The organism is Mycobacterium sp., assembly GCF_035274705.1.
Taxonomy (GTDB): domain Bacteria; phylum Actinomycetota; class Actinomycetes; order Mycobacteriales; family Mycobacteriaceae; genus Mycobacterium.
This window is the reverse complement of record NZ_DATENY010000059.1, coordinates 26,807-39,780: the sequence shown is the minus strand read 5'-3', so window position 1 is coordinate 39,780 and position 12,974 is coordinate 26,807. Positions and strand designations below refer to the sequence as shown.

Here is a 12,974-nt window from a genome sequence, read left to right as displayed (position 1 = left end):
CGGGGGACTTTTGCGTCTGCTCGCCGTGAGTAGTTAGCGCGCGGCGGCCTTGCTTCGTGGGCGTGAGGCCGCTGCCTTGGTCGACTTTCGCGGGGACTTCGCTTGCTTCGCGCCGCCTTCGATGAGCCGGCCCGCATGGTCGAGGATGCACTCGAGCCCGAACTCGAAGTTGTTCTCGTCGGCCGCGCCGACGTGGTGGCCCTTCTCGGTCACCTGAGCCAGCAGTGGCGTGGATTCCGGGTCGATCGTCCACGTTTCGTCGATGTCGCTAGGACCCTCGTCGGCCGCACGGTTCTTCTCCCGAAGCCGCTGCAGCACCACCGATCCGCGGACATGAACCGACACGGCGGAATAGGTGTCGAATGCGTCCTCGGGTGAAAGTCCCGCCTCGACCAGGCTCTCGATCGCCTTCTCCACTTCCTGAACGCCAAGCTTCGCGGCCCGCGGACTCAGCGCCGACCGGATGAGAATCAGGTCGCACAGAATCGGGTTGCCCATGAAGGCCTTTCGCATCGTGCGCGCGTGGTTGCGCAACGTCTCGCGCCAGTCCTTCGCCTCGACGTAGGGCGTCGCGAAGACGTACTGGCGCAGCGCGCGGTCGGTCATCGCGTTGAGCAGATCGTCCTTCTTGCGGAAGTACCAGTAGATGCTCGTGACTCCGACGCCGAGGTGCTTACCGAGCAGCGGCATGCTCAAGTTGTCGATGCCAACCTCTTCTGCGAGCTCGAATGCGCCCTTGATGATGTCGTCGGGATTGATGGACCCGCGTTCGCGTCGCTGACGCTTCTCAGCGGTTGCCTGCTTGGCCACGAAATGGCACCTCCATCAACGTTTGGTGGACTCGAATCTACCGGCAGCTACCGTCTGAACTGCGTCTTCGCATGCGTGTCGCCGCTCGGCCGTTACCGTCAACCTTACCGGGAACCATCCCGTCGGTGGCCCCTCCGCCTTCTCGCTCTTCTACTGTAAGGCCTATAGTAAGCGTTTCTAGCAAAATGTGCGGAAGGTGAAGGGTCAAGGGTGTCGGACGAAATTCTCACGGAGCGCCAAGGGCGCGTGCTTGTCATCACGATCAACCGGCCGGACGCGCGGAACGCGGTAAACCTGGCGGTGAGCCAGGGCCTGGCCGACGCGGTCGATGAACTGGACCAGGACGCGGACCTGTCCGTGGCGGTGATCACCGGCGCGGGCGGCAACTTCTGCGCCGGCATGGACCTGAAGGCCTTCGCCGCGGGTGAGGTAGTGGCGATCCCCGGCCGCGGCATCGGCTTCACCGAACGGCCGCCGCGCAAACCGCTCATCTCCGCCGTCGAGGGCTATGCATTGGCCGGCGGCACCGAGGTCGTGCTGGCCACCGACCTCGTAGTGGCGTCACGCAGCGCCAAGTTCGGCATCCCAGAAGTCAAGCGCGGCCTGGTAGCGGCGGGCGGCGGACTGCTGCGCCTGCAGAAACGAATCCCGTACCAGAAGGCGCTCGAACTCGCGTTGACCGGTGACAGTTTCACCGCGGAGCAAGGCGAGGCGTGGGGCTTCGTCAACGTCGTGACCGAACCCGGCGAGGCGCTGGCCGGGGCGATCGAACTCGCCGAGCGCATCACGGCCAACGGGCCACTGGCGGTCGCGACGACCAAGGAGATCATGCTCAAGTCGGCGGATTGGAGTGAAGCAGAGATGTGGAAGAAGCAGCTCGAACACATCATTCCGATCTTCACATCCAACGACGCCAAAGAGGGCGCCATCGCGTTCGCCGAGAAGCGCCAACCCAAATGGACGGGCACGTAGAGACGCCGCATGGATCTCGGGCTGAGGGAGGCCACCGCTGTCGTCGTCGGCGGCGGTCGCGGCATGGGATTGGCCGCCGCGCGCTGCTTCGCTGAAGACGGCGCGCGAGTGGCCCTTGTCGGCCGCACGAAGGATGTGCTCGAGCAGGCGGCGAAGGAGCTGACGGACCGCGGAAGCCCCGATGCCATTGGCCTGGTGGCCGACACCACCGACGCCGAACACGTGCAGCGGGTGTTCGCCGAGCTGAGCGAGCGTTGGGGCGGCGAGCTCAATGCGCTCGTCAACGCGGTTGGACCGGGCGGTATCGGCACGTTCGAAGACCTCACCGACGACCAGTGGCGGCAGGCCTTCGACGACGGCGTGATGGGCATGGTGCACTGTGTGCGGTCGGCGCTGCCGCTGCTGCGAAAGGCCGAGTGGGCGCGAATCGTCAACTTCTCGGCCCACTCGACCCAGCGTCAGACTGTCATCCTGCCCGCCTACACGGCTGCCAAGGCGGCGCTGACGAGCATCTCCAAGAACTTGTCGCTGCTGTTGGCCAAGGACGAAATCATGGTCAACGTCGTCTCACCGGGCAGCATCGCGTCGGAGGCGCTGGTCGGATGGGCTGCCTCCGTCGGCGTTGACGGCAGCGATCCCTACGCGCTGATGGCCGCGATCGACAAGCATTTCGGGCACCCCGCGCATCTGCCCCGCGCCGGCCTGCCCGACGAAATCGGGCCGGTCGTGGCGTTTCTCGCGTCGCGGCGCAATTCGTACATGACGGGTGCCAACATCAACGTCGACGGTGGTAGTGACTTCACCTAAGGAGTGAATTATGGCGATTGCCAAGGAAGCTCGCGTCTGGGCACGGTCTACGTTGCGCGGAATCGGCAATAGCCTCTACACACCGTTCTGCGGCGATGACGGCGACGACATCGACTGGGACGCCTACCGAACGTTGGTGCGCTACTGCGTCGGCGAGCTACATCACCCGATGCTGTGGTGCACCAGCGGCATAGCCGAGTTCTGGTCGCTGACGCTCGATGAGCGAAAACGCTTGCTGGAAGTGGCGATTGAGGAGGGGCGTGCCGCCAATCCCGATGTCGTCGTGCAGGCGTGCACCGCCGCCATGTCGGCCAAGGATTGCCTGGAGTTGACGCGGCATGCCGAAGAGGCCGGCGCCGATGTCGTATACATCCAGACGCCGATGATGGAGGCCCACGGCGGAATCGGAGTTTTACGATTTTTCCGATACATCGCCGACCGCACCGACATCGCGCTCGGCATGTTCAACTCGCCGTCGTCCGGATACGTGTTGACTCCCGCCGAAAGTGCACGCATCTATGACGAAATCCCTGCCGTCTGTGCGACCAAGGAGGGCGCATTCCGGCCTGCCGCGAGCCGGATGTTGCACGAGCTCGCGCCCGAACTGGTGATCTGGGAGTGCGACACCACCGTCTACCGGGCCGGCTGGCTGCGCGCTGGGATCGTCGGTCCGGCGCAGTTGGGCACTGCCGGCTACCTGTACGAAACCCCGCAGCAGCCAATACTTTCCGAATATTGGGACCTGGTGTGGAGTGACAAGCTGATCGAGGCGATGGACTACGCCGAGAAGTCCGGACTGGACCAGTTCGGTGTCGACATGCGGTCGTGGTTCACTTGCTATCCCGGGCGGCCCGACTACTTCACGCACTGGGGTGGCGCATTCAAATACGCGGCCTCTCTGCTGGGTCTGCCCGTCGGCGATTACCCCCACTCGCGACCCCCGCAAGCAGAGCTGCCCGAGGAGGGACGGGCGCAGATTCGCACCGCTTATCAGCGCCTCGGATTGATCGACGAATAGCGTGGCCACGGCACCGTTCGGGCCATTGCGGAAAACACTACCGATAGATGTACAGTATGGGAATACATCGAGCTCGAAGCCACTCTCGAGGAGGTCTGCTGGGTGAGCGTGCCTGACCGTGTCGCGGAACCCCCAGTGACGTCGGACCCAGTCTTGTACGAGGTCCGCGAGAGCGGTGTGGCGGTGCTGACCCTCAATCGGCCCGAGCGAATGAACGGCTGGGGCGGTGGCCTCGCGACGACGTTCTACTCCCGACTCGACGATGCCGAGGCCGATCCCGACGTGCGGGCGGTCGTGGTCACCGGTACCGGACGTGCGTTCTGCGCGGGAGCGGATATGGGCGACCTGACCACCATCACGAACGCCAGCGTCGATGCCGCCGGTGAGACCGACGTCAGCAAGCTGGTCGGTGCTCGGCATCCGCACCACTTGATGACCATGCGCAAGCCCGTCATCGCCGCGATCAACGGTGCGTGCGCGGGTATGGGGCTGACGATGGCATTGGTCTGCGACGTGCGGTTCGCCGCGGAGGGCGCCAAGTTCACGACGTCATTCGCGCGCCGCGGGCTGATCGCCGAATACGGCATCTCGTGGATCCTGCCGCGCGTCGTCGGCTACGGGACCGCGCTCGACTTGCTGCTGAGCGGCCGGGTTTTCTATGCCGACGAGGCGGCGGCGCTCGGCCTCGTCAAGGAAGTCGTGCCGCCGGAGGAGCTCTTGCCGCGGGCCACCGCCTACGCCGAGGACATCGCCAAAAACTGCGCTCCCAGTTCTCTGGCGGTGATCAAGCAACAGGTGTACGCAGACACCATGCGCGATGTCTTCGAGGCGAGTGCGGTGGCCGAAACGCTTATGCACGAGTCGATGCTGCGCCCTGACTTCATCGAGGGCATCACAAGCTTCTTCGAGAAGCGTCCGCCCAACTTTCCGCCGTTGAAAGGACAGGAAGAATGACTGACACGCGAGAAGCACAGCCGATCGCGCAGACTTTGGACTACAAGGCGATTGACGTCGACAACCATTACTACGAAACGCTGGATGCGCTCACCCGGCATCTACCCAAGGAGTTCAAGCGCCGCGGCGTGCAGATGCTCACCGACGGCAAGCGCACCTGGGCAGTGATGGGCGAGAAGGTCAATCACTTCATTCCCAACCCGACGTTCGATCCGATCATCGAACCGGGCTGCCTGGATCTCTTGTTCCGCGGCGAGATCCCCGAAGGTGTCGACCCTGCGTCGTTGATGAAGGTCGACCGGTTGGCTGAGCATCCGGAGTACCAGAATCGTGACGCGCGAGTGAAGGTCCTCGACCGCCAGAACCTCGAAACGGTGTTCATGCTGCCGACATTCGCGTGCGGCGTCGAGGAGGCGCTCAAAGGTGACATCGAGGCGACGATGGCCTCGGTGCATGCATTCAATCTCTGGCTTGATGAGGACTGGGGATTCGACCGTCCCGACCACCGGTTCATTTCGGCGCCGATCATCTCGCTGGCTGACCCCGACAAGGCCGTCGAGGAAGTCGAGTTCGTGCTGGAGCGCGGCGCCAAGATGGTCCTGGTCCGACCCGCGCCGGTTCCGGGTGTGGTCAAGCCGCGCTCACTGGGCGACCCGCTGCACGATCGGGTGTGGGCGCGGTTGGCCGAGGCTGGGGTTCCGGTCGGCTTCCACCTCTCCGACAGTGGGTATCTCGCGATCGCGGCATTGTGGGGCGGAAAGGCGACATTCGAGGGATTCGGCAAGAAGGATCCCCTTGACCAGGTGCTGCTCGATGACCGCGCCATCCACGACGCGATGGCCTCGATGATCGTCCACCAGGTATTCACCCGGCACCCGAAGCTGAAAGTGGCCAGCATCGAGAACGGCTCGTACTTCGTGTACCGCCTGATCAAGCGCCTGAAGAAGGCCGCCAACACGGCTCCGTACCACTTCAAAGAAGACCCGGTCGAGCAGCTGAAGAACAACGTCTGGATTGCGCCCTACTACGAGGACGACGTGAAGCTGCTTGCCGCCACCATCGGCGTCGACAAGATCCTCTTCGGCTCGGACTGGCCGCACGGCGAGGGTCTCGCAGATCCCATGTCGTTCACCGCCGACATCCCCCAATTCCCGGAGTTCAGCGCTGAAGACACCCGAAAGGTCATGCGGGACAACGCACTTGATCTCCTCGGGGTTAAGGTATCGGCCTAGCCGGCCACGCACATGAGCGAATGGACCATAGGGGCGGTACTCGACGCCATCGCCGAGGCCGTTCCGGACCGGCTGATGACCGTCTGCGGGGACCGCCGGAGCACGTTCGCGCAGTCGGCGGACCGGAGTCGGCGGCTGGCCAACTTCCTTGCCAGCCAAGGGTTCGGCGCTCATCGGGAGCGCGATCAGCTCGAGAACTGGGAATGCGGACAGGATCGCGTCGCGCTGATCATGCACAACGACCTCTATCCCGACACCGTGATCGGTTGTCTCAAGGCGCGAACCGTCCCCGCGAACGTGAACTACAACTACACGCCCCGCGAGGTTGCCGAGCTCCTGGAGTACCTAAAACCGCGCGTCGTCATCTACCACCGGTCCTTCGGCCCGAAGTTCGCCGAAGTATTGCCCTCTGGCACTGCGGAACTGATGATCTCCGTCGACGACGGCAGCGACGTCGGCGAGCTGCCGGGGACGGTCACCCTCGACGATGCGCTGGCCCAAGGAGATACCGACCAGGACATCACGCCCTGGCCGGAAGACCTGATGATGGTATGCACAGGGGGAACGACCGGACGTCCCAAGGGCGTCATGTGGCGACAGAGCGACACCTATGTCGTGTCGATGAACGGCGCCGACCATGCGTCCGCTGACGAGATCCACGAAAAGGTGCGCCACGGCGGCCAGCCGTGGTTTGCGGTGTCGCCGCTGATGCACGCGGCGGGCATGTGGACGGCCTTCGCGGCCATTCTCAACGGGCTGACGGTTGTCTTGTACGACCGAACGAAGTTCGATCCGCCCGCCGTGCTCGAGACCGCGCAGCGCCACAAAGTCGGAATGATGACGATGGTCGGCGACGCCTACGCCGCACCCCTGGTCGAGGAGCTACGACGGGGTTCTTACGACTTGTCTTCGATGTTCGCCATTGGTACCGGGGGAGCGGCGACGAACCCGAAATATCAACGGGCGCTGCTGGAATTGCTGCCGCACATCACCCTGATCAATGGATACGGGTCGTCGGAGACCGGGAACGTGGGATTCGGCCGCAGTCAGCGCGGGACGGAAAAAGACACCTTCGAGCTGCGCGACGGGGCCTTGGTGGTGTCCGAGGATTACAGCCGGTTCCTGCAACCCGGCGAGCGGGAGATCGGTTACGTCGCGCGCGCCGGTCGCATCCCGCTCGGCTACTTCGACGATCCTGTCGCCACCCGCAAGACATTTCCGGTCGTGGACGGGCAGCGTGTGGTGATCTCCGGGGACCGCGGCTCGCTGGGATCCGACGGCACGATGCGCCTGTTCGGCCGAGACTCGCTGGTCGTCAACACCGGAGGAGAGAAGATTTTCGTCGAGGAAGTCGAGGAAGTGCTTCGTGCGCATCCGGCCGTGGCCGACGCGTTGGTGGTCGGCCGGCCAAGTGAGCGGTGGGGCCACGAAGTGGTCGCGCTGATCGCCTTGCGCGACGGAGCCCAGGCTTCCCACGAGCCGCTGCATGCGCATTGCACATCGCAGCTGGCGCGATTCAAAGCCCCGAAAGAGTTCATCGTCGTCGAGCAAGTGCGTCGGCTCGGCAACGGCAAACCGGATTATCGATGGGCGAAAAGCGTTGCGATACAGAAGGCAATGGCATGACAAGAGCAATTGACTGCCTGGTGAATGTGCACTTCGGCGAGACCGAACAACAGCCTTCGTTCATGCTCAAGGTGCGCGACGACTACTTCAAGGGCCCGAAGTCGATGTACGAACCCGTCGATCTGGCCGAACTCATCGACGAGATGGACGAGCAGGGCGTCCGCAAAGCCATCCTGATGGACAACGTGGCCAAACCATCGGTGACCGCGCGCAAGTTCGTCGAGGCGAAGCCGGAGCGGTTCGCGCTGGCGATGGGCGGTATCAACCTGCTCAAGCCGATGCCCTCACTGCGGGAGCTGACCGCGATCGTCAACGATCTGCCGGTGGCCTACGCTGTTGTGGGACCGAGCTTTTGGGGTGACGGCCAGTATCCGCCCAGCGATGCCGTCTACTACCCGCTCTACACCAAATGCGCCGAGATCGAGCTGCCGCTCTGCATCAATACGGGCATTCCCGGGCCGCCGATTCCCGGCGAGGTGCAGAACCCGATTCATCTCGACCGGGTGTGCGTGCGCTTCCCCGAGCTGAAGTTGTGCATGATCCACGGGGCTGACCCGTGGTGGGATGTCGCGATCCGGCTGATGATCAAATACCAGAACCTGCGCCTGATGACGTCGGCTTGGTCACCCAAGCGGCTGCCCGAGACGCTTCTGCACTACATGCGGACTCGTGGGCCGAACAAGGTGATCTACGCCTCGGACTGGCCGGTGTTGCGGATGCGACGCGTCGTGCCCGAGGCGCTCGCACTGGACCTGCCTGACGACGTGCTCGACAACTACCTCTACAACAACGCACACGAATTCTTCTTCGGGGGCGAAGGACAGGAGAACTGACGATGGATCGGTACGAACTGCGCAGGCTCGACTACAGCCTCACCGAAGATCACGAAGCACTGCAGGCCGCATACAAGGACTTCTTCAAGACACACTGCTCGATCGAGACTGTACGGGCTGCCGAGGCGTCCGGGTTCGACAAGAGCCTGTGGGAGCGGCTGTGTGCGATGGGTGCGACGACGATGGCGCTACCGGAATCGGTTGGGGGAGACGGCGCGACGTTGGTCGACCTGACGCTGGTGGCGGAGGAGATCGGCCGGTCGCTTGCGCCTGTGCCGTGGATCGACCATGTCGTCGCGGCACGTCTACTCGCCAGACTCGGCGCACTCGACTCCGATGTGGTCAACGGCAAGCAGCTTGTCGGGCTGGATCCGCAACAGGAAAGTGTGTCCGGCATCAGGTTGATTCCGGTGGGATCGATCGCCGACAACATGGTCGTGCGCGACGGCCACGACGTCGTACGGCTGACATTCGCCACCCGGCCGGCCACGATCGACAACATCGGCCGGCTGCCGATGGCGTGGGTCGATCCCAGCGCTGCCGACAGCCGGACGGTCGTGGCCAGCGGTTCTCAGGCGCTCGCGGAATATCAACGCGCGCTTGATGAATGGCGGCTGTTGACCGGCGCGGCTCTGGTGGGACTCGTCGCGGAGACGATGACCATCGCGGCGGAGTTCGCGAAGACCCGCTACACCCTCGGCGTGCCGATATCGACGTTGCAGGCGATCTCGCATCCGTTGGCCAACATCGCGATCACCGTCCAGGGCGGGCGCGCCCTTGCCCGGCGTGCGGCGTGGTTCCTCGACAACGAGCCCGACGAGCGACCCGAATTGGCGCCGTCGGCGTTCGTGTTCATGGCCGAGGAAGCATCCAAAGCCGCGACGATGTGTGTACACATCCAAGGTGGGCTGGGTGTTTCCGCCGAAGCGGCCGCCACCGCGTACTTGGTGCGTGCGCGCGGGTGGGCGTTGGCCGGCGGCGATCCAGGATCCAGCGCCAAATATATCGCCGAGATCGTCGCGGCCCGCGAGAGCGCACAGGTTTAGGAGCGAATTGATGGACTTCTCACGAGTCGAACTGTCCGACGACGACGCGGCGTTTCTCACCGAAGCGCGGGCGTTTCTGAAAACCCATGTGACCGAAGAGGTCATGCGCCGTGATCGTGAAACCGGCGACAACTTCGACGAAGGCGTGCACTTGGCGTTGGGCGCCGCTGGATACCTGGAGAAGGAGTGGAAGCCGGAATCCGACGGCGGCTTCAGCCGGGTGCGGCGTCGCATCTGGGAGCTGGAGAAGCGACGCGCGCATGTGCCGTGGGTGACATGGGGGACCACGGCGATGGTGGCGCGGTCGGTCGCATCGTTCGGCTCGCAGCAGTTGAAAGACGAGGTGCTGCCGGGAGTCTTCAGCGGTCACGTCCGGCTGTGCCTGGGCTACACGGAGCCCGAAGGCGGCTCGGACATCGCGACCTGCAAGACGCGCGCGGTGCGCGACGGTGACAGCTGGGTCATAAACGGGTCGAAGATGTTCACCACCGGTGCCCACAACTGCCGCTACGTCTTCCTGATCACCAACACGGACCCTGAGGCGCCAAAGCACAAGAGCCTCACCATGTTTCTGGTGCCGCTCGATTCGCTCGGGATCGAGATCCAGGGCATCCGCACCGTCGACGGCGATCGGACCAACATCGTCTACTACAGCGATGTCCGCGTCGACGACAAGTATCGACTGGGTGACGTCAACGGCGGCTGGACAGTTCTGCGTGAGCCGCTCAATACGGAGCACGGCGCGGTGGCGTCGGCTCCGGACGGCCTGCAGGACGTGTCGATCATGATGCATCAGGCCGGGTTCATGGCATATGCGGTCGACAAGGCCGCTGAAAAGGTCGCGCAGAAGGATCCGAACGGCCGCAGACTCGTTGACGACCAGTCGGTGTCGTATCGGTTGGGGCGCAGCGTCGCTCGCTTGGAAGCGGCGTTGAGTGCGCCGAGCATCTTCGGCCGGGTCGCGCTCGCACAGACCATGCGTGACATCTCTCCGGATCTGATGGACATTCTCGGTACGGCGGCGACGCTGCCGATCGGCACCGATGGCGCCGCGGACGACGGTGCGGCCGAGTACGTCTACCGCTTCGCACCGTTGGTCGGCATCTACGGCGGCACACTGGAGGTGTTCCGCAACATGATCGGGCAGCATGTGCTCGGCCTGGGCAAGCCGAACTACTCGCCGCCGGTCAAGAAGGCCTCCTAAATCGGCGAGCGTGCGTGTTCCCCACGCAAGCGGTGGGCCCAGCGGGCGACACGCCGCGCAATTACGCGAGTTTGCGCACGCTCGCGCTGCTTAGGCGGTGGCTAGTGCCGGCGGTTTAACGGCGTTCGGGTCCGGATTGGCGATCGGTAGGCCCATGAACCGGCGCGCGTTGTCACCCATGAAGTCATACGTGCGGCGCTCGTCCATACCCTCGGCGTACTTCCAGAAGCCCTTGGGTTCGGCGAGTCCCTCGGGATGCGGATAGTCGGAGCCGAACAGCACGCGATCCCAGCCGACGGTGTCCACGACCTCGGCGACGCAGCCCTCCCAGAACGGGCTGACCCAGATGTTGCGCCGGAACACGTCGTGCGGGTGTTCGGGGAAGTTCTGCGGCATCTTCTTGTAGAGATCTTCGAAATCGTGGAACAGCGGATAGATCCATGAGCTGCCGTTCTCGACACTGGCGATCCGCAGCTTCGGGAATCGGGTCAGCGTGCCGTGGCAGATCAGGCTTGTGATCATGTCGGCAATCTCGCGATGGCCCAAGACCATCCATCGGAAGGCGCTCTGCGCCATGAAGTTCTGGGTGTGCGGTGGTTCCCACTTGGCGACATAATCGTCGAGCGGGGGATAGCTGGCGTGCAGCACGATCGGCAGACCGGCGGCCTCGACGTCACGCCAGAACGGGTCGAACTCGGGCAGCGCAGGTGACCGCCAGCCGCGGATCCCCTTGACGGGCCCAGGTTTGATCAGTGCGACCTTGACGTCGTTGTCCAGAAGGTATTCGAGTTCGCGCTGGGCGCCGTCTACCTCGGAGAGGTTGATGATCGGCGTCGAGAACACCCGGTCCTGGTAGTTGTAGCTCCAGTGCTCGAGCATCCATTGATTGAGCGTATGGATGAGTGCCAGGGTGAGCTCGGGATCGTCGGCTGTGGCGTGCTCTATCAGACTGGCCAGCGTCGGGTAGTTCAGTGCCTCCGCCACGCCCTGGCGGTCGAGTTCCTTGACGCGATCGACGGGGTTACGCGTCGCGGCGGGTGCTTCGATGGCGGGTCCTTGCATCTCGCGCAGCGTGAGACCCTCGGTGTTCTCGCCTGCGAAGAACTTCTCGTGTGCACCCGGTGCCGCCACGCGCTCGAACGTCGGGTTGGGGATGAAATCGTTGACCCTGTTGTTGATGACGATGCGCGTCTGCCTGCCGAACTGCGCGAATTGTACGGCGCGCGAGTAATTCTCGGGAAGATACTTCGTCAGCGACTCGGCCGTCTCGTACATGTGCTGATCGGCGTCGAAGATCGGCGCCTCGGTGAAATGCGTCATCATTACCTCGTCAGGATCGTGGCGGCGGCGGTGCCTGGTGCGCCGTACAGCTGAGTGAAACCGACCTTGGGTTCGCCGGGCACCTGGCGATCGCCCGCTTCTCCGCGGAGTTGCCGGACGATCTCGTGGATCTGCCGCAGCCCGGAGGCGCCGATCGGTTCGCCGTTGGCGATCAGCCCGCCGTCGGTGTTGATCGGCAGTGAGCCGTTGATTTCGGTGGCGCCATCGGCCAGTAGCTTCTCCTGCTCGCCGTCGACGCAGAATCCGCACTCGGCCATGTGGATGATCTCGGCGCCGGCGTCGGTGTCCTGCAGCTGGATGACGTCGACGTCTTCCGGTGCCACGCCGGCTTTTTCGAAGGCCGCCCGTGCCGCGTACACCGTCGGCGCGACGTCCTCCTCGACGGGGGCGAACGTCGTGTTGACCTCATACGCGCCGTAGCGGCGGGTGCGGACCTCGACCGCCCGCAGATACACCGGCTTGTCGGTGTACCGATGCGCGATGTCGGCACGGCACATGACGACCGCCGCGGCGCCCTCGTCTGGTGCGCAGAACATGTATTGGGTGAGCGGGTAGTTCAGCATCGTCGAGTTGAGAATGTCTTCCTCGGGGATGGGCTTGCGCCGGAACGCGTTCGGGTTCCGCGCGCCGTTGCGGAAGTTCTTGGCCGCGACCTTGGCCAGCGTCTCCTGCGAGATGCCGTGGTCGTGCAGGTAGCGGTTGGCTTTCATCCCGAAGAACTGGGTGGTCAGATACTGCCCGTTCTCGGCATACCAGCTCGGCATGCCGACCAGGGCGGGGTCTTCGGTGAACGCGCCGTGCGGGTGCTTGTCCAGGCCGATGGCGATGCCGATGTCGTAGTCGCCCAATCGAATCCCGTCGGCACATACCTTTGCGGCACTGGCCGCGGTGGCGCAAGCGTTGAAGACGTTGGTGAAGGGAATCCCGGACAGCCCCACCATGCCGACGATCGCGTCTGGGTTGGCGACGGTCCAGCTGCCGCCGGTGGCGAACTGGATGTCCTTCCACTCGACGCCGGCGTCGCCGACCGCCGAGAAGATGGCGTCGACGCCCATCTCCATGGCCGACTTGCCTTCGAACCGGCCGAACGGATGCAGGCCCACGCCGATGATCGCGACGTCGTTCGTCATG

12 protein-coding genes are annotated in these 12,974 nt (G+C 64.1%); 9 read left to right on the top strand and 3 right to left on the bottom strand.

Features of this window, described 5'->3' with window-relative positions; translation table 11 throughout:
- Nucleotides 1-33: 33 nt before the first annotated feature.
- Nucleotides 34-810, bottom strand: a complete 777-nt coding sequence (locus tag VJV41_RS13740; protein ID WP_325334566.1) for a TetR/AcrR family transcriptional regulator — start codon at nt 808-810, stop codon at nt 34-36.
- A gap of 210 nt (nt 811-1,020) precedes the next feature.
- Between VJV41_RS13740 and VJV41_RS13735 the strand changes: the two genes are divergently transcribed.
- From VJV41_RS13735 to VJV41_RS13695, 9 genes are all read left to right on the top strand, one after another.
- Nucleotides 1,021-1,782, top strand: coding sequence for a crotonase/enoyl-CoA hydratase family protein (locus VJV41_RS13735; protein ID WP_325334564.1), 762 nt, complete (start codon nt 1,021-1,023; stop codon nt 1,780-1,782).
- A 9-nt stretch (nt 1,783-1,791) separates the two neighbouring features.
- Nucleotides 1,792-2,589 (top strand): SDR family NAD(P)-dependent oxidoreductase, encoded by a 798-nt coding sequence (locus VJV41_RS13730; protein ID WP_325334562.1) that lies wholly within the window; start codon nt 1,792-1,794, stop codon nt 2,587-2,589.
- 10 nt (nt 2,590-2,599) lie between these two features.
- Entirely contained in the window at nt 2,600-3,607 is a 1,008-nt protein-coding gene (locus VJV41_RS13725) for a dihydrodipicolinate synthase family protein (protein ID WP_325334560.1), read from the top strand.
- Between the two features lie 102 nt (nt 3,608-3,709).
- Entirely contained in the window at nt 3,710-4,561 is an 852-nt protein-coding gene (locus VJV41_RS13720) for an enoyl-CoA hydratase (protein WP_325334558.1), read from the top strand.
- Nucleotides 4,558-5,793: an amidohydrolase family protein gene (locus VJV41_RS13715; RefSeq protein ID WP_325334556.1), complete on the top strand. Its 1,236-nt coding sequence runs from the start codon at nt 4,558-4,560 to the stop codon at nt 5,791-5,793. The genes VJV41_RS13720 and VJV41_RS13715 overlap by 4 nt, the downstream gene beginning before the upstream one ends.
- A 12-nt stretch (nt 5,794-5,805) precedes the next feature.
- Nucleotides 5,806-7,419 carry an acyl-CoA synthetase gene (locus VJV41_RS13710; protein WP_325334554.1) on the top strand — a complete coding sequence of 538 codons (1,614 nt, stop codon included), beginning with the start codon at nt 5,806-5,808 and terminating at the stop codon, nt 7,417-7,419.
- Nucleotides 7,416-8,252, top strand: a complete 837-nt coding sequence (locus VJV41_RS13705; protein ID WP_325334552.1) for an amidohydrolase family protein — start codon at nt 7,416-7,418, stop codon at nt 8,250-8,252. Before VJV41_RS13710 ends, VJV41_RS13705 begins: the two co-directional genes overlap by 4 nt.
- A gap of 2 nt (nt 8,253-8,254) precedes the next feature.
- Nucleotides 8,255-9,298, top strand: coding sequence for an acyl-CoA dehydrogenase family protein (locus VJV41_RS13700; protein ID WP_325334550.1), 1,044 nt, complete (start codon nt 8,255-8,257; stop codon nt 9,296-9,298).
- A 10-nt stretch (nt 9,299-9,308) separates the two neighbouring features.
- Nucleotides 9,309-10,502 carry an acyl-CoA dehydrogenase family protein gene (locus VJV41_RS13695; RefSeq protein WP_325334548.1) on the top strand — a complete coding sequence of 398 codons (1,194 nt, stop codon included), beginning with the start codon at nt 9,309-9,311 and terminating at the stop codon, nt 10,500-10,502.
- 90 nt (nt 10,503-10,592) lie between these two features.
- Here the strand turns inward: VJV41_RS13695 and VJV41_RS13690 are convergent, their stop codons facing one another.
- On the bottom strand, nt 10,593-11,822 hold the full coding sequence (locus VJV41_RS13690; protein ID WP_325334546.1) for an amidohydrolase family protein: 1,230 nt from the start codon (nt 11,820-11,822) through the stop codon (nt 10,593-10,595).
- A gap of 2 nt (nt 11,823-11,824) precedes the next feature.
- Entirely contained in the window at nt 11,825-12,973 is a 1,149-nt protein-coding gene (locus VJV41_RS13685; protein ID WP_325334545.1) for a thiolase family protein, read from the bottom strand.
- Nucleotide 12,974 lies beyond the last annotated feature (1 nt).